Annotated in this window: 15 protein-coding genes; 3 read left to right on the plus strand and 12 right to left on the minus strand. The window is 49.7% G+C overall.

The genetic code is table 11. From position 1 onward, the window contains the following. The first annotated feature begins 20 nt into the window (after window positions 1-20). Window positions 21-935, plus strand: coding sequence for a FecR family protein (locus DN748_RS00545; RefSeq protein WP_161554437.1), 915 nt, complete (start codon window positions 21-23; stop codon window positions 933-935). Beyond that, window positions 892-3,459 (plus strand): TonB-dependent receptor, encoded by a 2,568-nt coding sequence (locus DN748_RS00550; RefSeq protein ID WP_112369814.1) that lies wholly within the window; start codon window positions 892-894, stop codon window positions 3,457-3,459. The genes DN748_RS00545 and DN748_RS00550 overlap by 44 nt, the downstream gene beginning before the upstream one ends. A gap of 18 nt (window positions 3,460-3,477) precedes the next feature. Here DN748_RS00550 and DN748_RS00555 read toward each other — a convergent pair whose 3' ends face one another. The 7 genes from DN748_RS00555 to argS form a co-directional block, all read right to left on the minus strand. Beyond that, a complete protein-coding gene (locus DN748_RS00555; RefSeq protein WP_112369815.1) occupies window positions 3,478-5,658 on the minus strand; it encodes a PepSY domain-containing protein in 2,181 nt (726 codons plus the stop codon). Between the two features lie 21 nt (window positions 5,659-5,679). Next, window positions 5,680-6,168 (minus strand): DUF2271 domain-containing protein, encoded by a 489-nt coding sequence (locus DN748_RS00560; RefSeq protein WP_201741387.1) that lies wholly within the window; start codon window positions 6,166-6,168, stop codon window positions 5,680-5,682. A 2-nt stretch (window positions 6,169-6,170) separates the two neighbouring features. After that, a complete protein-coding gene (locus DN748_RS00565) occupies window positions 6,171-7,667 on the minus strand; it encodes an ankyrin repeat domain-containing protein (RefSeq protein WP_112369816.1) in 1,497 nt (498 codons plus the stop codon). A 3-nt stretch (window positions 7,668-7,670) separates the two neighbouring features. Further along, window positions 7,671-8,579: a DUF6607 family protein gene (locus DN748_RS00570; protein ID WP_112369817.1), complete on the minus strand. Its 909-nt coding sequence runs from the start codon at window positions 8,577-8,579 to the stop codon at window positions 7,671-7,673. Between the two features lie 289 nt (window positions 8,580-8,868). Further along, entirely contained in the window at window positions 8,869-10,083 is a 1,215-nt protein-coding gene (locus DN748_RS00575) for an HmuY family protein (RefSeq protein WP_112369818.1), read from the minus strand. 7 nt (window positions 10,084-10,090) lie between these two features. Next, window positions 10,091-12,253 (minus strand): TonB-dependent receptor plug domain-containing protein, encoded by a 2,163-nt coding sequence (locus DN748_RS00580; protein WP_112369819.1) that lies wholly within the window; start codon window positions 12,251-12,253, stop codon window positions 10,091-10,093. A gap of 693 nt (window positions 12,254-12,946) precedes the next feature. Continuing rightward, a complete protein-coding gene (argS, locus tag DN748_RS00585) occupies window positions 12,947-14,722 on the minus strand; it encodes an arginine--tRNA ligase (RefSeq protein WP_112369820.1) in 1,776 nt (591 codons plus the stop codon). Window positions 14,723-14,797: 75 nt separating this feature from the next. Between argS and DN748_RS00590 the strand changes: the two genes are divergently transcribed. Then, complete coding sequence (locus tag DN748_RS00590) at window positions 14,798-15,223, plus strand: hypothetical protein (RefSeq protein ID WP_112369821.1); 426 nt, start codon at window positions 14,798-14,800, stop codon at window positions 15,221-15,223. A gap of 68 nt (window positions 15,224-15,291) precedes the next feature. Here DN748_RS00590 and DN748_RS00595 read toward each other — a convergent pair whose 3' ends face one another. The 5 genes from DN748_RS00595 to DN748_RS00615 all read right to left on the minus strand — a co-directional run bounded on the left by DN748_RS00595 (window position 15,292) and on the right by DN748_RS00615 (window position 21,121). After that, entirely contained in the window at window positions 15,292-16,386 is a 1,095-nt protein-coding gene (locus DN748_RS00595; RefSeq protein WP_236636738.1) for a bile acid:sodium symporter family protein, read from the minus strand. A 31-nt stretch (window positions 16,387-16,417) separates the two neighbouring features. Beyond that, complete coding sequence (locus tag DN748_RS00600) at window positions 16,418-16,906, minus strand: nuclear transport factor 2 family protein (protein ID WP_112369823.1); 489 nt, start codon at window positions 16,904-16,906, stop codon at window positions 16,418-16,420. Between the two features lie 166 nt (window positions 16,907-17,072). Continuing rightward, the gene (locus DN748_RS00605) at window positions 17,073-18,011 is read right to left on the minus strand and encodes an RraA family protein (protein ID WP_112369824.1); all 939 of its coding nucleotides are present in this window, start codon (window positions 18,009-18,011) and stop codon (window positions 17,073-17,075) included. Between the two features lie 49 nt (window positions 18,012-18,060). Continuing rightward, on the minus strand, window positions 18,061-19,560 hold the full coding sequence (locus DN748_RS00610; RefSeq protein WP_112369825.1) for a mandelate racemase/muconate lactonizing enzyme family protein: 1,500 nt from the start codon (window positions 19,558-19,560) through the stop codon (window positions 18,061-18,063). A 43-nt stretch (window positions 19,561-19,603) separates the two neighbouring features. Then, entirely contained in the window at window positions 19,604-21,121 is a 1,518-nt protein-coding gene (locus tag DN748_RS00615) for a SusD/RagB family nutrient-binding outer membrane lipoprotein (RefSeq protein ID WP_112369826.1), read from the minus strand. Window positions 21,122-21,124: the final 3 nt, after the last annotated feature.

Consider the following 21,124-nt stretch of genomic DNA (forward strand, 5'->3'; position numbering starts at 1 on the left):
TAAATAACTAAATGCCAACAATGAAGAATGATAACCTGTTAGCAAAATGGCTGAGTGGCGAAATCTCCCCGGAAGAACTCGACATCCTCAAACAGACCGAGGACCTCTCTTCTTACGAGAAGATCATTGCCCATACCGGAAAGTTCAAGGCTCCTGCCTTTAACAGGGAAGTGGTATTACAAAAGATCAGGGACCGGCAACAGGATACTCCCGCTCCCCGGCGAAGCATCGGTTTGTGGAAAATAATAAGCGGCGCCGCTGCCGCACTGGTATTGGTGCTGGCCTCATACCTGTTTTTTTCGCAGGGCAATATTACCGTAAAAACCGCCAATGCCGAAAAAACCAGCCTCCGGCTTCCCGATGCTTCGGAAGTCGTACTGAATGCGGGATCTGTCCTTAGTTACAGTAAAAGGAAATGGGATTCCGAACGGGAGCTCAGGCTGGAGGGAGAAGCATTCTTCAAGGTGGTTCCCGGAAACACTTTTGCCGTACACACCGCTGTCGGTAGCGTTACGGTATTGGGAACCCATTTTAACGTGAAGAGCCGTAACCGGTATTTCGAGGTCAATTGCTACCAGGGCTCGGTGGAAGTGGTCCACAACCGGGACACCGTCATGCTGAAGCCGGGCGAAACATTCCGCTCCCTGGAAGGCAGCAGGATAGAGACCGGAAGTTTCCCGGAGCATGAGCCTTCCTGGATAAGGGATGAAAGTTCTTTTAAGAGTGTTCCCTTTCAGGAAGTCCTCGGGGAATTCGAACGGCAGTACAATATTAAAATCCGCAGCAATACCGGTACCGATATGCATTTCACCGGAAGTTTTAGCAATAACGATTTAGAAACTGCCATAAAAAGTATTACCTTGCCGTTCCATCTAAAGTACCGGTTTTCGGATGGCAGCAACAGCGAGATTATTTTGTATTCTGAACAAAACTAAAACACGGATAACGGTTGTTTTAGTCTTTTTTTTATGGGGCCTCCCCTGTCTTCACGCACAGGAAAAAGAAGCCCTGTCCGCAGTGCTGCCCCGGCTGGAAAAACATTACGGGATCAAGTTCTCCTATTCCGACAACGACATAGCCCCCTTCCGGGTTGTGGCCCCCGATCTGTCGTCCCCGCTTCCCGGGGTTATCAGCCTTATAGAACAACAGACCTCCCTTACGGTAAAAAAGCTGAATGACCGGTATTACACTATCACTTATCAGCCACAATCACTGTGTCTTATACTGATAGACGAGTATTTGAAAGAGCCCGTGGCAGGAGCTTCCGTACAGGTCTCCCGGGACGGAGCATACGTTATAAGCGACCTCGGGGGAAAAGCCGGGTTTACCGGTATTTCCCCAAAGGCGGTTGTCCGTATCCGCTCTGTCGGGTACCGGGATGTAACATTCCCGGCCGGCGAGCACACCGGGAAAACCTGTGATACCATTTCGCTCATACCGGAATACCAGAGGCTGGAAGAGGTTGTGGTAAAGCAATACCTCACCAGCGGGCTACAGAAAAAAACGGACGGAAGCATCAGCATAAGCACCGGGAGTTTCGGGATACTTCCCGGACTGGCGGAGCCCGATATCCTCCACACCATACAGGCGCTCCCCGGTGTTAAAAGCGCTACCGAAACGGTTTCCAACATCAATATCAGGGGCGGCTCCCACGATCAGAACCTCATTTTATGGGATGACATCAAAATGTACCAGTCCGGGCATTTCTTCGGATTGATATCGGCCTTCAACCCTTACCTCACCCGGGATGTCTCGGTCATCAAGAACGGGGCAAGCGTACTTTACGGCGACGGGGTAAGCGGGACCATAGACATGAGGTCGGCCAATACCATAGACAGCACCTTTACCGGCGGGGCGGGATTCAACCTCATCGCTGCCGATGCCTATACCCGTATCCCGATCGGCAGCAAACTCGCCCTTCACCTGTCGGCACGACGATCGGTCACCGACATGATCTCCACCCCCACCTACAACTCCTATTTCGACAGGGTATTCCAGGATTCCAAGATCACGGATACCGAAAACCAGGAGATTAACGAGCATATCGACAGGGGAGAAAACTTTTATTTCTACGACACCAGTGTCAAGCTGCTATACGATCCCGGGGAGAAGCACCAGGTAAGGGCCAATGCCATTCTTTTCAAGAACAACCTGGAATACAACGAGCAATCCGTAAACACGGGAGAAGCCCAGCAAAGCACCCTGACACAACAGAATCTCGCCTTCGGCGCATCGGTCAGAAGCGAATGGTCGCCTGCGATCACCTCTTCCGTAAACGTGTATTATACCAAATACAATCTCGATGCCGTAAACTACACCCTCTTCACGGACCAGCGATTGCTGCTGAACAACGAAGTGCTCGAAAGCGGGGTCAAGGCGCATGTCAACTACAAGATAATCCCTTCGGTAAACCTGCTTGCGGGGTACCAGTTTTACGAAGTGGGGATTACCAATACCGACGATATCAACACGCCCAGGTTCCGGTTAAAGGACAAGGATGTAATACAGAACCAAGCCTTCTTTTCAGAGGTCAGCTACCAGTCGCCCAGCAAGGGAACCTATATCAGGGGTGGGCTACGGGTAAACTACATCGACAAATTCCGGAAATACATCCATGAGCCCAGGCTCAGTATCCGGCAGAAAATATACGGCGGCCTTGCCCTGGAAGCCCAGGGAGAAATGCGAAGCCAGGTCACCAACCAGGTCATCGACCTGCAAAGAGATTTTCTCGGGGTCGAAAAGAGAAGGTGGATCTTGTCGAACGACGACGACCTGCCCGTCACCAGGAGCAAACAGGCTTCTGCGGGGCTCCACTACAACAGGCATGGCTTTTATGCAGGGCTCGAAGCCTTTTATAAAACCGTGGAGGGCATTACCACTTCGGGGCAGGAATTCCAGAACGAAGGACAATACCTGCGAACGGCAGGCAACTATACTTCCCGGGGGATAGAGCTCTTGTTCAATAAAAAAACAGGCAGGTACAGCACCTGGCTCAGTTATTCCATAGCCCGGAACGAATATGACTTCAGGGAGCTCACCCCGTCCTCCTTCCCTAACAACCTCGATATCAGGCACGCCGTCTCTTTCGCAGGCACCTATACCCTGAAAAGACTGAAATTCGCCCTCGGGGTCAACTGGAACTCCGGAAGGCCGTATACCACCCCCATAGCCGGAAATGAAGTTACCGAAAGACAAACAGGGAACAGCATAAACTACAATCCGTCCAACAGCGACAGGCTTCCCGATTTCTTAAGGGCCGACCTGTCCTCCACCTATAATTTTGAGATAAGCCCGAAGGTAAGGGCAAATATCGGGATCGCCATACTCAATCTCCTCAACCGGAAAAATACCCTCGACATCTATTACAGGCTGGAAAACGACCGGAGTACGCAGATACAGCAGGTAGAAAGCCTCTCCCTCGGCCTTACCCCCAATATGACTTTCAGGGTATTTTTTTAGGATGCAACTTCCGACCCGCTAATAGCAATCACTCCTGATCTGCTTCCTCTCCTGGTAATAGCTCAGCGGTTGGCCGTTATGCGCCGGGCAAATGGTTTCCAGGACATCCAGTACATTTTTGTACATGCCCAGCGAACCACAGACCATAACCACGCCATTGCGGTCCAGGACCCCGGCGATAAGCCCGGCATCCGAACGGAGTTTATCCTGTACATAACAACAGTCTTCTTCACGCGATAAAGCCAGGGAAAACCAGTCCAGTTTCTTCTCCCGGAGCAGTCGCTCCACATCAGGCCTGTACAAACTATAGGACGCGGCATCCCTCAGCCCCAGGTATAAATGGGTCTGTGCGGTTCTGTTGTGATAAAGCATCCCCAGAAAAGGAGCTACCCCGGTACCATTGGCGATCAGCACGACTTCAGAGGCTCTTGCGGGAAAGTGGAACGCCGGGTTCCTGACCAGCCTGGCCCTGATCGTTTCCCCTATTCCGGCAGTATGTAAAAAGCCGGAACCCAGTCCGTTTTCGTACAGTTTTACGCTTAACCGGATATTTCCGTTTATCTCACCTATGGAATACAGGCGTTCCCGGTAATCGTTGCCGGGATACACCGCCAGCAGGTCACCGGAAGTAAAACGGTGGTGCCATCGCGGTTTCAGGGTCATCAGGAAAGTAGTACCACCGGTATCGGTTTTGCCCACTACCTTAAATTTCCTAAGCCGCCGGGGGGCTGCATACAGCTCTTCTTCCGGAACAGAAACGGAAATCCCGGTAGCGCCTGACCATTGTTTCACCCACCGGCCGAAATCCTCTACCGACTTGTCATTGATAGTAAACACCGGCAACACCGGGGTCATACGCTGCCCCAGCTCCCGGTCTGCATCAAAAGCAAACCTGCAATAATCCGGATAGGCCAAGGACCCGAACCCTACTACCGAATACCTGGTATCCCGGTTCGGTGTGATCCCTTCCAGTTTTTTGAGGAACTGTCCGGCATTGGCCGGCGGATCGCCCTGACCGTAGGTAGCGGTAATCACCACAAGATGTTTTGCCTCGGGGTAAGTGGTAACCGCATTCATCTCGGCGATAAAGGCCTTGTGTCCCCCTGCCGTCAATTGTTTACAAAAAGCGGCAGCATAAGTAAGGGTACTGCCGTTCTCCGAACCTGCCAGGACGACGATCTCCGCCTCTCCCTTCCCGAAGCTGTTCTTCCACCGGGCACGTCTTCGCCGGAGCGTCATGGCAAAACCGGAATAGACAAAAAACAGGATATTGACCGAAGCCACTGCGAGGACCACCGACCACCATATACTGCCTTTCCCTGTATGCAGGTTCAGGCTCCAGGTGGATAAGACGGCTGTTCCCGGAACCCGTACCCGGCTCAGGACATCACCGGTATACTGGTTGATGAGCAGTTCTTCGCCGTATTTTTTTAAGATAAAGTAATCCCCGACATCCGGTGAAAAAGGGAACTCCAGGGCCGTGACCTCCGAAAGCGGCGTTCTTTTAAAAACCTCAAAATCCGGAGGGGCGACCCGGGGAATTTCCGACAGCGCCTCCTCATTGACCCGGTGCGTGATCTCCGGTCCGGGCAGCAGATGAAACTTTTCCAGGGACAGGTACACCCCGGTAGCCGTAATGATCACAATGGGAATTAAAGACAGGCGGCCGGAAACCACATGCCAGTACTGGTTAAAGTTCTCGTTGACGATCCCGGAGAAAAACCGCCGTATTCCCCGTTGCCGCCTGATGATCAATACGCTTCCCGTAACAGCGATCAGAAACAGTAAAAACGAGCAGAGCCCTACAAAAAAACGGCCTGTGCCTTTCATAAACAACGACCTGTGAAAACTGGTCACCCATTGAAAGAAAGGTGAGGGTTTCAGTTCTTCCCCGAGATATGCCGCCGTTCGCGGGTCAAAATACCCGCTCAGATCTTCCCCTTCTTCCGTAAATACGGAGGCGATGACAAAATCATTGGCGTCGACCTTAATTTCCATGATTTCCGGATAAGTCTCTTTAAATGCCGCAATGGTCTGCCCGAGGGTGATCTTCCCCGGGTCGGCCACCTTATACGGCTGCAACTGTTCCGAGACAGGCCGGAAAGCCAGGATCGCGCCTGTTACCGAGGCCAGGACTATAAAAACAAAAGAAGATACGGCCAGTGCCAGGTGGCTGTATCTCCAGATGGATACGGTCATAATCTATGATTTTTATCCGGGCTAATTGGGCATCATCCTGACATAGCGGATAAATCCTTTTCCTTCGTGTTTGATTTTAATGTTTTCCGAAGTCAGCGGAAATTCGACATCCGTAGTATAATACTCCTGGTCTTCCACCGCCGATTCGAAACGGATACGGTAGCCGGCATCTATCCTGGAATCCTCTATCCCGATAACCTGAATGGCCCGTCCGCCCCCGCTGATGGTGGCACCGGTTATGGCATCTATATTATGGCGTTTTCTTCCGTAGAATTTCCACCATTCCTCCATACTGTGATACCACTCCGGGTCGTCGCCATTGACGTACAGGGTTTTTTCATACTGCCCGTCCGGGTCGATCAGTGAAATGACAATATACGCCGCCTCCCCCGTGTAGTTGGTCATCTGTATCATGCATTTGTACCTGGTAGTATCAGCTATGGCACCGAAAGATACCAATACCAGGCATAGCCCGGCAACAAAAGAGATCAAAATTGTTTTTTTCTTCATCTTCACATCTGTTTCAAAAAATCCAGGGATACTTTATTCTTTTTAAGTATCTCATTCTCAGAAGCCAGATCGTAAGCTGACTCTCCGAAATCGGTAATTACAGTCTTATCTGCCCCGAGTTCCAGAAGCGCTTTTAATATCCCGTCGTCTTTGGCCCTCATGGCAGCGAGCAGCAATGGCGTATTACCCTCTTTATTCTTGGTATTAATATCCTGACCGGTTTTTCGGCCCAATTTCAACAGTTCAACACTGTTTTTATCTACTGCCAGATGATACCAGGTATCGCCATTCCCCTGGGGTTTGGCAAGATCAAGTCCTTCTTTTTCCAGGAGTTCCAATTTTATTTCAAATACCTCTTTGGCTCTGTTACCGCCCCTGCCACCAAGTGAATTGACGAGATAAGACACCAGCGTATTTCCTCCGGCATCCGCAACCCGTATATCAGCTCCCTTTTTTATGAGAAAGTCTACTGCCTCAGGTGTATTTCCCTGTACTGCCAGACTCAATGCCGTCTGCCCTTTTTTATTGGCCCGGTTGATATCTTCCGTGTTTTCAGACAACAAGTTTATCACTTCCAGGCTGTTTCCCCCGGCGGCATTCATAAAAGGCGTATTCCCCTTGTGATCGGCTGTATCTGTATCCAGCCCGTGATCGAGCAGATACCGGATCACTTTTACATCCCTGTTCCTTGCGGCTGCGATATGCAGGGGAGTAAAGCCTTCCTTATCGGCTACTTTCGGGCTGAGGCCCCTGCTCTCCAGGTAATGATATACCTCAATACCATTGGTAACCCCCCGGGTGCCTGAAGCTGCAAACAGGAAGGCCCGGTCGTCCCCCTTTATTCCCTTTTCCCACAGCTTGTCCATCAGGGCAATGTTTCCCGCCTTCGCTACGTAATTGAAGATGCCGTTACCGTTGTGGTCGGTACCGTTAATATCCAGTCCTTTCGATACGAAATAATCGGTGAGCACCAGGTCATCATCTTTCGGAGCGGCCAGTAACAAGGCGTTGGCCCCGTCCGCACTGAGGTCCTTTTCCAGGTTGGCCCCGTGTTCCAGGCAGAGTTCATACACTGCCGTATTTTTCACCCCGGCACCGGCGGCAAAGTTCAGGATGCTCATACCGTGGTCATCGACCACATCGGTTCTGGCCCCGTGGTCCAGCAGGTATTCCATAAGTTCCGCATTGCCCCTGTAGGCCGCCCAGAATATATAGGTCCTGCCATCGTGTGTCAACTTGTTCACATCGTTTCCTTCCTTTGAGATCAGGTGGATGACAGACCTGTTCGATGCATCTTCCAGCATGGCGTATACCACCCCGTCGAAATTATAGCTATTGGCTTCACCCGGGGCATTTCCCTCTTTTATCCTGGCATCGATAACCTCCGGGGAGGGATCGGTTTTCCAGAAATCACGGCTCCAGAAAATGTTCTCCTGGGAAAATCCGTTAACGGTAATCAGCAGTATTACAGCGGTGAGTACTGATGTATAACACCTCATATCCTATTCTTTTACAAACGATTCGATCAGGGGGTTTATCTCTTCGGGAGTATTAAAGGCATCTTCTTCGAACAGCGACTTGTACAACGGCTTGTTATCTACCTTTTCTTCCAGCGACAGTTCTTTTTTGCGGGCAAATACTTCCTCCCACTTGGCGCGGACCAGGCTCCACTTCTCCTTGTTTTTCTCCCAGTATTCCCGGGCAGCATTACATTCGCTGTCGTCAACACGCCTGTATACATCATACCCCTTTTCCTGGGCGATGATCACGTCTTCCTCACCGTCTTCCCGAAGTATCTTATCGTTGTCCTGGTCGTGTATCCAGCCGTAATCCACGATCTCATGGCGGTTTCTCCTCAGGGTCACGTTGTAATCGCTGCGCTGTGTATATTCACGCCTCGGCAGCGGGGCGGAAGTTTCATTCTCCCAGAAATGCCTTCCGTCTACGTGCACCCAGGAAGCCGATCCCTGGTAACGCGGACTGTCATCTACCTGGAATACTTTCTGTGTCCACTGCCCCTTTACCTGTTTTGCCGGGAGGGTAACGAATTTCCAGGTGTTGTCGTGATCGTAATCGTAAATATCGCTATTCTCATATTCCCAGTCCTGACGCCAGTGTTTAACAATATAGGGGTGTTCCTTCGAACCCACGATAAGCAGGTGCTGCATGGATATTTTATCCCTGCCGTCCTCTACCAGCTGTACCCACTCCAACCCCCTTTCGTGTTTGGTTTCGGAGGGTACATAAGCAGAATCTTCCACATATTCGAAAGTCTCTGCAAAATTAAACGTCACCTCATAACAGCCACACATGCTCTTTATGGCCTCTATGTCCTGTTTCTTTTTGTTTTGTGCCTGTATACTGAATAAACATGACAAGCTCAGTACGGAGGCTAATGTGAACTGTTTCATAATAATAGGATATTGAAAAATATTTTATTATTTATAATAATTAAAAATAACATACATCTGCGCAAATTTAAATAAGAATAAGTCTTAATAAAAATAAAATAGTTGTTTTATTTTCCTGTTGTTTGTTTATTTCTGATGCCGGTCCGGGAAGCGGGTCAACAAACCAGGGCGGGGACAGGGTAAGAATACAAAACCCCGGTCACCAAAAGGCAGCCGGGGTTAGTGCAACTAAAAAATAAAAAACTTAAAAACTAACTTACTTCAAAACATATTGAATATGAAAATCAAATTACTCCAATAATTCGTATTTAAACTGCGGATACCCTCTCTCCCCTGCTTCGTTTAGAAAAGCTGTAAACTGTAACTTGAAGTAGTTTCCGTCGGCATCTTTTACTATATAATACCTATCGTCTTTCACCTGGCTTTCCTCGCCACCAAACCCGCCGGTTTGCCGCCAGTCGCTACCTATTACGGTCTTGTCGTCATATACAAATTCGGTTTCTTCCACATCAGACCGGGAAAATGCATCAAAAGAAGGCGCCCCGGTCTCTACGGTACTTTCTCCTTCCGTTTCGTAAATAAAAACGGTATACAATCCTACATTGCCCAAGGTGTTATGGACGGCATAATCAGAAAAAGTAACCCCGGCAGTCGTACCTGAAAAATCCCCGTAATAGGAATATACACTGGTAAAATTGATGTCCCATTTCTCCTTTTCCGGCTCGACGTCCACGATCTCACCATTTACCAGGCTAAAGGCCCTGATATTATAGGCATCATCCTTACTGATCTTCACTTCCTGGTGGTCATCAGCATCCAGTTCGGCATATTGCAGGGTATACTCATTCCCGTCGGTCAATATCCTTATCTTATAAAACCCCCTGTGTTCTCCTGCTGTATTGATGGAACCGGGGTCTGCAGCTTCCGTAGGAATGGCACTTCCGGCAGAGACTATATACACCTTATTATCGGTATCGGTTGTAGAAATCCCGCTGATAGCGGTACCACCAAGCCCTCCTTCCACGGAATCGGAAAAAGATATTCCATTGTCCGCGTCACCGTACATACCATAGCCTAATGGCAGCCCGGTCTTAAGTTCCTCCACATTATTTACCGTGATGTCTACAGACTGAAACGTCTGTATATCCAGGTATTTCAATTGCAAAGGAGTCTCAAAAACGGTATTGCTGTTTACGGCATCAATATCCGTGAATTCCGAAAGTTCTGCGGCAGTGGCCAGGATAGAAGCATTCAGAAATACCCTGTTCTCCGATCCGGAGTAAAAACCGAGTTCCCAGGCATCCCGCCGTACGACCTTTGTATCAGAGGTGCCCAGGTCTATATATACCTGGTTGGGCTGATTGGAACCTCCAGATTCCACATCTATTGTAGCCGATTCTACTGTGGGAATTTCGGGACCCGTTCCGGGGCCGTCATCGTCACTGCTACATCCGGTAATCAACAGTCCTGCAAAGAGGAGCTGTAAAAGGAAATAATTTCTCATATTAAGTTCAGCGTTTAAAATTATACAAAAGCTTCAGATAAAAGGACCTTCCGTATCCCAGCAACACATTGCCGGGAGGAGCACCGTGAGCTGTTCCTGAAACGGCAGTCGTGTTCACACTTACCACATCGAGCAGGTTCCTGGCCCCCGCAGTAAGTTCCAGTGTCTTGTTTAAAAAGGATTTCCTGATGCTGGCATCCCACCAGGTAAAGGCATCCTGTTCGCCTTTCATGTATACAGTATCCCCGGTATCGTTCGTCCGTTCTACATATTGGGGCTGTTTGCCGTTGTATTTTAATTGTGTGGTCAATACGATCCCGTTGGCAGGTATCGTATAACTTACCATGACATTTGTGGTAAAATTAAAGAGATAGTCGTCCCTGCTCACCTCTTCCGCCCCGAGTTCCTGTGCAATGCCGATATAGCTGAGTCCCAACCCGGCCTGCAGGTTTTTGTAGTACAGTGTATTTTCAAAGGATGCTCCGAGTACCCGGTGCCGGTCTATGTTCATATAGCGGAAACTGCCCCCGGGCGCCTCATTTCCCACCAGAATAAGGCTTATTTTGTCCTTGATATTAAAGTGAAACCCCTTGAGAGATTGTCTGAGCGTCACTTTATCCAGGTGCGACCGCTTTTCTATGGAAACCAGGGCAGAAAGCCCGTCTTCCGGCTTCAGGTCGGGGTTGCCCTGCACGTCGTGGTTGGCATCTACAAAATAATAGAACAACTGGGCAAATGTCGGGGTCTTATATGCCGAACCGAATACGCCCTTCATCTTGATGTCGTCCGACAATTCATACCCGGCGGTCAGTCCCCATATCCAATGGGTACCATAACTCGAATTACTGTTGAGCCGCAGCCCCGGATAAAGGGCAAGCCGGTCCGTAATATTCAGGTCGGCAGCGGCAAAAACATCATAGTTTTCCAGCCTTTTCTCCACAATGTCCCTGGAGTGCTCCCCACTGGCCGATACATCATATCCTTTCTGGTTTACAAGCTCGTACCCCAAGGTAAGATCAAAGAATTCCGATTTCGAAAAAATCCGGCTCAGTACACCCCTTGAGAACAGCAGGTCGCTGGACTGGTCGGTGATATCCCGGGTCACCTCCTGTTTTCTTCGTTCCCCCACATTATACACATAGTCCTCATTATCCCGTTCCTGCTTCTGGAAAGAGAGTGCCAGGTTGTAGTTCATGGAATTCCACTTACCATCGGCATAGAGCTGATGTAAAAAACGGGAGGTGTTATATCGCTTGTCGTTTGCTGTAATCTTATAGACATTACCCTCTGCCCTGGCATTAACCACATGATCGTATATATCCAGAGTTTCGTCGTAGTACCCGAATTTATAATAGATATTGAAGCGCGGAGCGGTATAATACAGCCCCCCTGTAAGGTTGAGCTGTTCCTTCGGATTCCATTCATTGCCCCTGAGCCCGTCGTTTATCACGGAATTGTTCTGCGTCTTAAAATAGTTCTTTCCCCTGTAATTATTAAAAAAACCCTGGAAATCGTTCCGGTTAAAACCTGCGGCAACATACAACCTGTCGGAAATATTATGCCCCATTTTCAGGGACTGAATATGTCTCCCCTGATCAGACCAGTCGTATTCTCCCCCGACAGTCTCTTCCTGGATCGCTGCCTCTACTTCCCATTGGCCTTCTGTCCCCTTTTTGGTCACTATATTGATTACCCCGGCAACAGCATTATCCCCATAGAGCACCCCCATCGATCCTTCAACCACCTCTATCCGTTCCACCTCATCGAGATTGATCTGGTTGATATCAATATTATTGCCATAACCATTATCACTGACCAGGGGTATGTTGTCTACCAGTATTTTTACGTACTCCCCTCCCAATCCGAACATGCGCACGGTAGACCTGCCCGACTGTGCATCGGGAACAACATCGATATTCAACTGGTAATGAAGTATATCTGCCAGGTTATTACCGGCCAGTTTGTCGATATCCTGCCGGCTTATTTCGCTCACTGTAAACAGCTTTCCGGATACGCTCCCCCTTTTGTACTGGTCTGTCACTATAACCTCATGAAGGGTATTTACCTCCGTAACTGTCGTATCTGTCTCCACCTGGGAATACGCCTGATAAAATACCGGGACACTGAAAAAAAACAGGAATATTTTATGTCTTTGCAGGTATGCATTCATTTCAGTCTGTTAGAAAAATCTCGTTACCTCTCTGTTCTTTGACCATATTTTTTTACCAATCGGCAAGGATTCCCTATAGAGATAAGCCCGGCTATGAACCATTCGGTATTTAGCCAAGCAACTCAAAAGCCTCCGGACGACCGGATATATTTCTCAGTTTAAGACAAAGATGACCCAAAAAGATATTCGGAATAGTTATTAATAAATTCGAAGCAAATATATAATTAATTTTTATTCAATCTAAATAAATTTATTTAAATTTGCCGTGAACAACACAATACCGGAGCACAAAAAGAAAGAAAGTCCGGAAAAATATTCAGACATGAACAACACCGCCTTACCGAAAATATCGAAGATGCAATAGTGCCCTTTATTGCCAATTAGTTTTCATCTATGGTTAACTACCGGCCGTCCCGAAAGAAGTTTCGGGACGGTTTTTTTTATAAAGTTTGAAGCATGACGTCCGAAGCCCGGAACCGGAAGTTTTGTTGTAAGTCATAAGTCTTTACCCAGGCACCGGGGAACTTCAACAGCATCACGGAAGCACCGGAGATTTAACTGCGTTGAGCCCTTCGGGGTTCCCCTTTCCCGATGCTCGGGACAGGCTGTCGGAATGACAACTCTGAACCAGTTATGAGTTCAGATTTTTAACCTCCAACTAACGAACTAACAACTAAGAACTAAAAACCCCCACTACATCCGCTCAGGTACATCGATCCCGAGCAGGCGGCAGCCGGAAGCGATGACCTTGCCCACTTCTTCGGACAGTTGTACACGGAATGCACGGATATTTTCATCCTCGGCACCCAGTATGGAAACATTCTGGTAGAAGGAGTTGAACTCCTTAACAAGGTCATAGACATAGTTGGCAACCACTGCAGGACTGTAATTTTCTGCGGCGGTCTGTATGATCTCGGGATAAGTCTCCAGCGATTTCAGCAACTCCTTTTCCTTCCCGTGCAGTCCGGGTACCTTCACTTCGGCAGCCGTATCCCCGGCCTTTCGCAGTATAGACTGTATACGCGCATAGGTGTACTGGATAAACGGCCCCGTATTTCCGGCAAAGTCTACCGACTCTTCCGGGTTGAAGAGAATTCTCTTTTTCGGGTCTACCTTGAGGATATAATATTTCAGGGCACCGAGCCCGATAACCTTGTACAACTGCTGTTTTTCGTCTTCCGTATAGCCGTCGAGTTTACCCAGTTCGCGGGAGATCTCCCCGGCCGTACCGGTCATTTCCGCAATAAGGTCGTCGGCATCGACCACAGTACCTTCCCGGCTCTTCATTTTTCCACCGGGGAGGTCAACCATTCCGTAACTCAGGTGGTACAACCGTTTCGCCCAGTCATATCCCAGTTTCTGCAAGATCAGGAACAGCACCTTAAAGTGATAGTCCTGTTCGTTCCCTACGGTATACACCATTCCCCCTATATCCGGGTGGTCCTTTACCCGCTGTACGGCCGTGCCCATGTCCTGTGTCATATAGACCGCCGTACCGTCGGCCCTCAGCACAATTTTCTCATCCAGTCCCTCCCCGGTAAGGTCTATCCACACACTGCCGTCTTCCTTGCGGTAAAAAACGCCTTTTTCAAGCCCCTCTTCCACAATATCCTTTCCGAGCAGGTAGGTATTGCTTTCGTAGTAATAGGAGTCGAAATCCACCCCCAGGTCGGAATAGGTTTTTTCAAAGCCGTCATACACCCACCGGTTCATTTTTTCCCACAGGGAGATCACCTCCTCGTCCCCTGCCTCCCATTTGCGCAGCATTTCCTGGGCTTCCAGCAGGAGCGGGGCTTTTCCGGCCGCTTCCTTTTCAGGCATACCACTGTCTTCAAGGGCCTTGATCTCCTTTTTGTATTCCTTGTCGAATATCACATAGTATTTCCCCGCAAGATGGTCGCCCTTCAGGCCCGTGGTTTCCGGGGTCTCCCCGTTTCCGAACTTTTGCCACGCCAGCATCGATTTGCAGATATGGATCCCCCTGTCGTTGATAATCTGGGTTTTGTATACTTTTTTCCCGGAAGCTTTAAGGATTTCAGCAACCGAATATCCCAAAAGATTATTCCGTATGTGCCCCAGGTGCAGCGGTTTGTTGGTATTCGGTGAAGAATATTCCACCATAACCGCCCCGGCATCCGGTTCCGGAACCCTGAAACCGTAGTTCCGGCTGTTCCTGATCCGGGAAAAAACATCCAGATAGTGCGCATCGCTGATCACCAGATTGAGAAAGCCTTTTACCACATTGTACTTTACAACATCATCCACACCATCCTGCAAATACGCCCCGATCTGTTCTCCGATGATCTGAGGATTCCCTTTGACAACACGCAACATGGGGAAGACCACTACCGTTACATCTCCCTCGAAGTCTTTCCGGGTAGGTTGCAGCTCTACCGATTCCAATACGGCTCCGTATATTTCCTTGACAGCTTCTCTTACTTTAGCTATGATACGCTCTTGTATATCCATCCAAATGATTTTATGCCCCGGGGCGTGCAAAGATAACAAATGTTGAAAAATAGCGTATCTTTATAAAAAAATACCATGCTGCTCTGTACTACCTGTAACGACAGCCGGAACAGAAAAAAAATAGAAAATTCAGTAGGCAAACCCTATACCCTGGACGAACGGGAAAAGCTGCAAGGGGTGCACTCTCCCGTTATGGAGATCGTATCTTCCTCCCTCCCGCTGCGAAACCTGCTTATCCTGAACCCCGGAGACAATAATTGTACCCTGGAATTAAGGCCCCGGGGGATTATCCTCTATTTTTCCTCTGTTATGGGCAGACATGCCTTTGTTATCCCTTATTACAAACTTTCGATCCGAAAAATAAACGCCGGAACATACGGCATTCACAAAGACAATTACCGCATCGGTATCAATGTCATAAACCGCGAAGGCCGCGACTTTATAAAAAAGATACTCCGCTCCAGGACCGATAGCCTTCCTTTCTTTGCAGACGATTTATGATCTCCGGGTTCGTTCGTAAATCCCGGATGACAAGATGATACAGGGGGCAGGAAAAAGGAATTTCCCGATCAGCTTACCTTTTTATCTTTCGGTTCCCGTTTGTGCCAGTACGAGGCCAGTATAGACCCGGTGATATTCATCAAAGGTCCGAAAATGGCAGGGGCCAGCCCCATCGTGGCAATCTTGCCTATCGAATTGGCTATCCCCGAAGCCAGTCCGCCATTCTGCATCCCCACCTCTATCGCAACCGTCCGTGCATCGCGCTCCGGTAGACGAAAAAGACGTGCATACCAATACCCCAGGGTATAGCCGAAAAGATTGTGAAACAACACCAAAAGCAACAACACCAGACCTATGTCCAGAAGACTGTCCCTGCCCGCTGCCGTGATCACCACAATAATCAATGCTATACCCAGCATAGACACCACCGGCATCGCCAGGTCCAGCCACCTGGCCTTACCGTGGAGCAGCTTGTTGAAAAGCAACCCCGCGCCTATGGGGATAATGATCATCTTGACGATATCCCACATCATGGCCAGGACATCGATTTCTATAAACTCACCCGCCAGGAACTTCATCAGCACCGGAGTGAGGAACGGGGCCAACAGGGTGGCTATGGCGGTAATCGTCAACGACAATGCCAGGTTGGCTTTGGCCAGATAAGCCATCACATTGGATGCCATACCGCTGGGAGAACAACCGATAAGCACAATACCCGCTGCGATTTCCGGGGGAAAATCACTCACACTGGCCAGTATAAAACCCGACAGGGGCATAATGATGAACTGGGCCGTCACCCCTATAAACACTCCTTTCGGAGCCTTGATTACCGATTCGAAATCACGTGCGCTCATCGAGGTGCCCATACCAAACATTATGAGCTGTATCAGGGGGGTAATCAACCTCGTAAGCCTGAAGTCCCCTACGGAAATGAAATACTCCGGGTAATACATGGCCAGGGATACTGCGGCAAAGATCATTATCGTATATACATATCCCCGCAAATGGGCAAAGCCGTAAAAACCAGCGGCCAGAGCCACAAAAAACAACACCAGGAAAGGGCCTGCATTGGCAATATGACCGGAAAGAACCATTACTGCATAAACCAGCAGCAACAGGGCAGCAAGTCCCAGCACTGTTAAAAACAATTTCTTCTTCTTCAAAACACGGGTGTTTAGAGGTTGAAAATAAAGGTTAAAACTTATACGCCTGACGGGCCAGGAGTTTCCACTTCCCATCCTTTTTTACATACACCAGCATATTGCCGATACGGATATCTACGGGCTCCCCGGCATGGGTAGCACGTGCCTCGAAGATATGGCGAACGACAGCCGTATGCCCGCTCACGGTGATCTGCTGATCGGTAAAATCGACTTTCGTAAAATCAAAGGCGCCATTAACCAGGTCGTCCGTAAATGCAGTCCTGTCCTGGATGGTACCGTTGGAATGGCCATAGCTCAATTCGTCTGCCGTAAGATCATCGAGAACCCCGGTATCGGGAGAAACTATGGCTTCGCGTAACAGTTCCACGGCAGCTTCCACGGCCTTCATTTCCTGTTCAGGGGTAATCAATTCTTTCTTTTCTGCCTTAGCGGGCCCCTGTTGTTCTTTTTTGACCTCCGTACAGGAGACCAGCAGAACCAGGCAGCAGGTCAGCGCCCATATCTTTTGCAGTGTTTTCATAATTTATTGTCTTTAACTATCTTTTATTTCAAATACCTATACGGATCCCTGAACTGCTTCCATAAGCCTGCCAGGTATTTCAGCTGAAAACCGAAAATGGTGTCTTCCTGCTCTCTCCGTTCTTCGGTCCGGTAATCTCCATTTTCTTCAGTCCGTACCTGTTCCGTTATAAATACTTGTGTTCTTTGAGGTAATCGTTGAGTTCTTCCCTCGTCATCGGTAGTTTGCTGTCCGGGTACCGCCCCAGCCACTCCACAAAATCCTTTTTAATCACATCCGTCCACTGGGTATCGATCTGGCCTGCCGTATATTTCTTCTCCTTCAGCCGCTGAAAACCGAACTGGTCACGAAGATTGGTCACCTCCGAAGAGATCACCAGGTCGTTTAACAGATATGCCGGGATAAAAACCACACCATACCGGTTGGCCAGTACCACATCACCGGGCAATACGATAGCCCGGCCAATACGGATCGGGGCATTGATGGACGTCAGCATTTCCTGTTGCAGGTACGACGGGTCGTCCCCGCGGAACCAGCCGTTGAAATCCTCTATTTCCACCAGACCGGCAAGGTCCCGTACCCCGGCATCAAAGACAAAACCGTTCTGAGAATTCGCATAGATCGCATTGCCCAGGTTAGAACCTATCAGTGTACCGTCAATAACACGGCCGTATCCATCGGCCACATACACATCTCCAGGTTGCAGGATCTCTATGGGCCAGGAATTGCTCCCCCCGATCGTATCCCGGTTTTCCCGGGCACCCTGTATTTTGACCACCTTGTCAAAATCCGGGCGCAGGGGCATGTATTGTGCCGTCAGCACCCTCCCGGTCAGCACCCGGTCGTCATGGACCATTTTCCACCCGCCTTCGTACTGGTTGTGAAACCCCTTCCCCCGGAGAAAGCCCCAGGCCTCTTCTACATTAATGGCCTTTAATCGTTCCAGGAGAGCATCGGATACCTTGGGACGACCGTCTTCAAGCCGTTCTCCCTTCCATCGGGAGGTAAGGGTTTTTACATATTCCGGAGGCGAAGTCACATGCTGGGCAGAAAGTCCCAGCGACACCAGTATCAGGACAAGGCTTACTATGTTCGTCTTATTCATGTCTTTTGTCTTTTAAAAAATTGATTTGTTTTTCGGGATAATTTTTCCCCTAACTGTACGTCCTGTCGTGCGAACGAACCTCATCCCATTCCTTCGTTGGGGCGAAGAAGGTCTTATCACTCGGATGGAGGTGTTCCCTGACCACATCTTCATTCAGTTCTATACCCAGTCCCGGGGCGGTCAACGGCACCGGGGCAAACCCCTTGTCTATCATCTTTCCGCCACCGGTCATCGTCACGAGATCTTCCCACCACGGGAGGTCTACCGAATGGTGCTCCAGGGCCAGGAAATTCTGGGTAGCCGCAGCACAGTGCACATTGGCCATAAAAGATACCGGGGTACCCGCCTGGTGCATGGCCATGGCGATACCGAACTCTTCCGCATAATCCCCGATACGCTTGGTCTCCAGTAATCCGCCCGAAGAAGCCAGGTCGGGATGGATAATATCTACTGCACGGTTATGGATCAACGGAAGAAAATCTTTCAGCAGGTAAATATCCTCTCCTGTTGCCGTGGGGGTCTCTATGGCCTCACTGATCGTTTTCCACTGTTCGTGGTACTGCCACGGCACCATGTCTTCAAACCAGGCCAGCCGGTATGGGTCCAGCTTACGGGCCAGGCGGATTCCGTTGTTCAGGTCGAAATGCCCATAATGATCCGTAGAAATAGGGATCTCGTAACCCACCATGTTACGCACATTTTCCACTATTGCCGCCAGTTCGTCCAGCCCCTTTTCCGTAATCTGGATCTGTGTAAAGGGGTGTTTGGCATTGGCATATGACATCGGGTTCTGCCGGTCGCCCCATTGGGCCAGGTTCCCTTTGCTGTCTTCCCAGAATTTCGAATTCACCACCGTTCCCGGCCGGCCCTTCAATTCTCCTATGGAAACATCCATCTTCAGCCATGTATACCCCTGATCCTTGATCCGGTAGTTGATCAGCTTCTGCTGCTCTTCGGGGGAATGAGCCTCCGGGGTATCGGCATACAAGCGTACCTTATCCCGGTAACGCCCTCCCAGCAATTGCCAGGCCGGTACGTCATAGGCCTTGCCGCAGATATCCCATAAGGCCATCTCCACGGCACAGACACCTCCCGCCTGCCTTGCAGGGCCGCCGAACTGTTTAATGACCTTGAAGATCTTTTCCACGTTGCAGGGATTTCTGCCCAGGATACGGCTCTTAAGCATCAGGGCATAACGCACATCGGCAGCATCACGCACTTCGCCCAGCCCGTATATCCCCTGGTTGGTATCGATGCGGATAATGGCCGTGCCCCCCATAACGTTGGTCAGGGCATAGCGCATATCGGTGATTTTCAGGTCTGAAGGAGCGGAACTCCGTTTCACCTTAGACGTGGTCTGTGCCATGGTATCCTCGAGAGACAGTCCCATAAATCCCGCAAGGCCGATACCACCAAGGGCCGTTTTTTTCAAAAAATTCCGGCGGGCAGATCCCGTATCCGCACTATCCATCTCAGCCCGGCGCGATGCCGCATAGGCCTTTTCTTCTGCTTTGTTTTTGGCAATAAGACGCCTTAACTCACTTTTCATAAGTTTTTGTTTTTAGATTGGTAAATATGTTTTTGTAATTATACTACTGGTCCCACCAGACCCTGGTGTCCAGGTTATCCGGCCCCATCCGGGATACGGCTTCGCTGATGTGTTCCCCGTTTACGGCCAGTTCTGCACTCGGATAGGTAATCCTGCGGATAAACTCACCGGTAATATCCTGTCCCGGATACGGGTTGGGGGCAAGGTCGGGATAGCCGGTTCTCCTGAAATTGGCATAGGCTTCCGGCCCGTTCAGGAAACAGGCTACCCAATACTGGTCATACAATTGCTCCAGGGAGCCCCCGTAAGGATGATCGGCTATATACTGGTCTATATCCGCAGCGGGTATGGCGCTACCGGGGTCGTATTCGGCCATGAGTTCCATGTGTGCCCTTACCCCCTCTTCAAAGTAGGTGGCCGGGTCTCCGGACACCCATCCGTAGGTGGCCGCTTCGGCCAGCAGTAAGCGGGTTTGTGCATGGGTAACCAGGTACATGGGGGCCCCGATCTTTACCATACGGGTACGATCTGCCTGGCTGAAATCATAGAAGCTTGCCAATCCCCCGGCAGATACGGCTTGTCCTATGGTACTGTTGTCGTGCCCCATAGGCATCCCTATCTGGTCTGCCGGATCTGTAGACGCATTGGCCGGGACCTGTTCTGTTCCGGATGCCGCTCCCACATAGCGGACAGCTATGGAACCCAGCCTGGGGTCGTCCGTATTCGCAAGAAAATCTACAAAAGTATCCACCAGGTAAAAATTATTGGCTTCGGAACCGTTCAGGAAGTTCCCTATAGGATTGGTAAAATTGCTGTCGTGACGGATGACATAATTATCTTCGTTAGATGTCATTACCCCACCGGCAAAAGCATCTTCCACGGTTTGCCGGGCAAGGGTTTCATCGGCATTGATAATGTGTATTCCCAGGCGAAGCAGCAGGGAGTTTCCCATTTTACGCCATTTCCCGAGGTCACCTCCGTAGAGTATTTCCCCGGTCACCGCATTGCCGTTGTCGTCGAGGGCTGCTACGGCCTCTTTTACTTCCTTGATCAGGTCGCTGTAGATCTCCTGCTGCGGATCGTACGCGGGCAGTACGATCTGGTCGGAAATCCCCTTCCCGGCTTCGGAATACGGAATATCGCCATAGCTGTCCGTAAGTACCATAAACGTAAATGCCTGTATGATCCGCGTCATCTGCAACAGGTTGGAATATTGCGGGTCGTCCTGTATCCGGCTCATCAGATCGCCTGTATTTTTTATAACGGTTTCGTAATAATCATCCCAGACTTCCGCCGAAGCGAAACGGTTGTCCTGGTTGTGATTGCCCCCGGTAAGCAACCCGGAATTGGGGGTAACAAGCTGCTGTACTATGGCGGCATCGTATTTGAGCTGCCCGGTAGCAAAGGAAGTCCCTATCACGGCATTGTTAAATAGAAATACCGGGTCTACTTCGGTCGGATCTACATCGTTGGTATTGATCTCTTCAAAATCCTTTTCACAGGCTGTGTTCAGTAAGGAAAACACTACTGCAAAAACAAAATATACTGTATTTTTTATCATGGT

Origin of the sequence: Sinomicrobium soli, assembly GCF_003285545.1 — a bacterium.
GTDB lineage: Bacteria > Bacteroidota > Bacteroidia > Flavobacteriales > Flavobacteriaceae > Sinomicrobium.

What these genes read in the sequence shown, in the direction of transcription:
- DN748_RS00580 (WP_112369819.1), bottom strand. Translation starts at nt 12,253, where the DNA reads ATGAATGCATACCTGCAAAGACATAAAATATTCCTGTTTTTTTTCAGT.
- DN748_RS00600 (WP_112369823.1), bottom strand. Translation starts at nt 16,906, where the DNA reads ATGAAAACACTGCAAAAGATATGGGCGCTGACCTGCTGCCTGGTTCTG.
- DN748_RS00545 (WP_161554437.1), top strand. Translation starts at nt 21, where the DNA reads ATGAAGAATGATAACCTGTTAGCAAAATGGCTGAGTGGCGAAATCTCC.
- DN748_RS00605 (WP_112369824.1), bottom strand. Translation starts at nt 18,011, where the DNA reads ATGAATAAGACGAACATAGTAAGCCTTGTCCTGATACTGGTGTCGCTG.
- DN748_RS00610 (WP_112369825.1), bottom strand. Translation starts at nt 19,560, where the DNA reads ATGAAAAGTGAGTTAAGGCGTCTTATTGCCAAAAACAAAGCAGAAGAA.
- DN748_RS00555 (WP_112369815.1), bottom strand. Translation starts at nt 5,658, where the DNA reads ATGACCGTATCCATCTGGAGATACAGCCACCTGGCACTGGCCGTATCT.
- DN748_RS00615 (WP_112369826.1), bottom strand. Translation starts at nt 21,121, where the DNA reads ATGATAAAAAATACAGTATATTTTGTTTTTGCAGTAGTGTTTTCCTTA.
- DN748_RS00590 (WP_112369821.1), top strand. Translation starts at nt 14,798, where the DNA reads ATGCTGCTCTGTACTACCTGTAACGACAGCCGGAACAGAAAAAAAATA.
- DN748_RS00570 (WP_112369817.1), bottom strand. Translation starts at nt 8,579, where the DNA reads ATGAAACAGTTCACATTAGCCTCCGTACTGAGCTTGTCATGTTTATTC.
- DN748_RS00565 (WP_112369816.1), bottom strand. Translation starts at nt 7,667, where the DNA reads ATGAGGTGTTATACATCAGTACTCACCGCTGTAATACTGCTGATTACC.
- DN748_RS00560 (WP_201741387.1), bottom strand. Translation starts at nt 6,168, where the DNA reads ATGAAGAAAAAAACAATTTTGATCTCTTTTGTTGCCGGGCTATGCCTG.
- argS (WP_112369820.1), bottom strand. Translation starts at nt 14,722, where the DNA reads ATGGATATACAAGAGCGTATCATAGCTAAAGTAAGAGAAGCTGTCAAG.
- DN748_RS00550 (WP_112369814.1), top strand. Translation starts at nt 892, where the DNA reads ATGGCAGCAACAGCGAGATTATTTTGTATTCTGAACAAAACTAAAACA.
- DN748_RS00575 (WP_112369818.1), bottom strand. Translation starts at nt 10,083, where the DNA reads ATGAGAAATTATTTCCTTTTACAGCTCCTCTTTGCAGGACTGTTGATT.